Source organism: Actinocrinis sp., assembly GCF_035605935.1.
In the GTDB taxonomy this organism is placed as follows: Bacteria; Actinomycetota; Actinomycetes; order Streptomycetales; family Catenulisporaceae; genus Actinocrinis.
The window spans coordinates 1-2,156 of sequence record NZ_DATNGK010000134.1 but is presented as its reverse complement, the minus strand read 5'-3'; the positions used below and the strand labels follow the sequence as shown (position 1 = coordinate 2,156).

Genomic DNA, 2,156 nt, shown 5'->3' with positions numbered 1-2,156 from the left:
CTCGGCCGGCACCGCCGGCGATCGGGCCGGCCCGCGAGACGAGGAGTGTCGAGACGGCCGCCACGCCGATGGCACCCCCGATCTCGCGCATGGTCTCGACGAGCCCGGACGCCAGGCCGGTCATCGAGCGCGTGACACCGGATAGAGCGCCGATCTGCACGGCCGGCGCGCTCAGCCCTCCGGCCACGCCGGCCAGGAGCAGCGCCGGAAGCAGGTCGGTGGCGAAGTGGCCGTCGGCCGGGATCCGCGTCAGCAACAGCGCGGAGATCGCGAGCAGCGAGAAGCCCGCGACGAGCAGGCGCCGCACGCCTGCCACCGCGACGAGCCTGGTTCCGGTGATCGCCGCCGCCACGAACGACGTCGCCGTCGTGGCCAGCCAGCAGACGCCCGTCCGCGTCGGCGAGTAACCGAGAACCTGCTGCATCAGGAGCGAACCGAGGAAGATGAACGAGATGATCGCCCCGAACGTGAAGAACCCCGAGAGGTTCGCCGCCACCAGCGTGCGGTTGCGCACCGACGATCCGGGCACCAGCGGTGACCGCGACCGCGCCTCGATCCGCACGAATACGCACAGCATCGCGACGGACGCGGCCAGCAGTCCGAGCGCCGTCCCGGAACCCCAGCCGGGCTCGGTACCGCGGTTGAGCGCGTAGACGAGCAGGAGCAGTCCCGCGGTCACGGTGACCGCGCCGGCGATGTCGAAGCGTTCGCTCCGGCGGCGGTCGCGAGCGTCGGCGGGCAGGAAGATTGCCGCCATCGCGATGAGGATGGCGCCGACCGGAACGTTGATGAAGAAGACCCAGCGCCAGCCGGGGCCGGCGGTGAGCAGGCCGCTGGCGATCACCCCGGCCGACGCCGATATCCCGGTGACGGCGCCGTAGATCCCGAGCGCGCGATTGCGTTCGGCGCCTTCCGCGAACGTCACGGCGAGGATCGACAGGGCGGCCGGCGCCACCATCGCCGCACCGAAGCCCTGCAGGGCCCGGGCCCCGATCAGGAGTCCGGCCGATCCGGCCACGCCCGCGAGCAGGGAGGCCGAACCGAACAGCGCCAGTCCCGTCAGGAGCATGCGGCGGCGCCCCACCAGGTCGGCCATCCTGCCGCCGAGCAGCAGGAATCCGCCGAGCATGAGACCGTACGCGACGACGATCCACGGCAGGGTGCTCTGCCCGATGCCGAGATCGCGCCGGATCGAGGGCAGGGCGACGTTCACGATCGCGACATCGAGTACGACCATGAACTGCGCCGCGCAGGACAGCAGGAGGATGACTCCCTTGCCGGCGTGCAGCTTTGCTGCCGCGTAGCCGCTAGTCATCGAGGGTCCCCATGGTCAAGTTGACGGTGGTTCCCGTCATCCCGCTGGCCTTGTCGGATGCCATGAAGGCCGCCACGCTGGCCATCTCCTCGAGCGTCATGACTCGTCGCGGGTGGGTCACGCTGGCCAGGAACCCCTCGAACTGCTCCCAGGTCATGCCCGATGCCCTGGCGCGAATCTCGAAGAGTTCCCGCATCGTGCTCGTCTCCGCCATGCCGTTCGGCCGCAGGGCGAGCACGCGGATGCCGTGCGGGGCGAACTCGGCGGACAGGTCCCGGGTGAGGGCCTCCTTGGCGGCCATCGCCGCGCCGTAGCCCCCGTTCAGCGGGGTCCCCTTGCGCGCCGGGAAGGCGGTGACGGTCATGATCACCCCCGTCCGGTTCGGGATCATGTGCCGTGCGGCCAGGCGCGCGGTCACGAAATACGACGTCGTGTACGTCGTGATGGGCAGGGAGAACGCCTCGGCATCCAGGTCGGTCGAGGGCACCCCCAGGATCTGCGAACCCGGGATGCCGATCGCGTCGAACGAGACGTCGATGCGGCCCGCCTGGCCGACGACGTACCGCAGATACCGGTCCACAGCTTGCTCGTCGAGGACGTCGACCTCGGCCACCTCGGCGGAGCCGTCGGCGGACACGATGTCCTTGGCCACCGCTTCGACCGGTGCCCGGTGCCGCCCGGTGAGAAAGAGCCGGGCCCCCTCGGCCGCGAATCCGCGCGCGACAGCGCCGCCGATCGCGCCTCCTGCTCCGTAGATCACCGCGACCTTGTCCTTCAGCATCATCGCTGGTTCCTTTCTGTGCCGTGGGCGGTCACCCGCGCCCACTTCGTGAGTTGAGAC

At 70.5% G+C, this 2,156-nt stretch carries 2 protein-coding genes; both read right to left on the bottom strand.

Annotated features, from left to right (window positions below; all coding sequences use genetic code 11):
- Window positions 1–1,315, bottom strand: a 1,315-nt coding sequence (locus tag VN779_RS11440; RefSeq protein WP_325722458.1) for an MFS transporter, incomplete at its 3' end; no start/stop codon positions are given.
- Window positions 1,308–2,099 (bottom strand): SDR family oxidoreductase, encoded by a 792-nt coding sequence (locus VN779_RS11435; protein ID WP_325722457.1) that lies wholly within the window; start codon window positions 2,097–2,099, stop codon window positions 1,308–1,310. The genes VN779_RS11440 and VN779_RS11435, both read right to left, overlap by 8 nt.
- Window positions 2,100–2,156 lie beyond the last annotated feature (57 nt).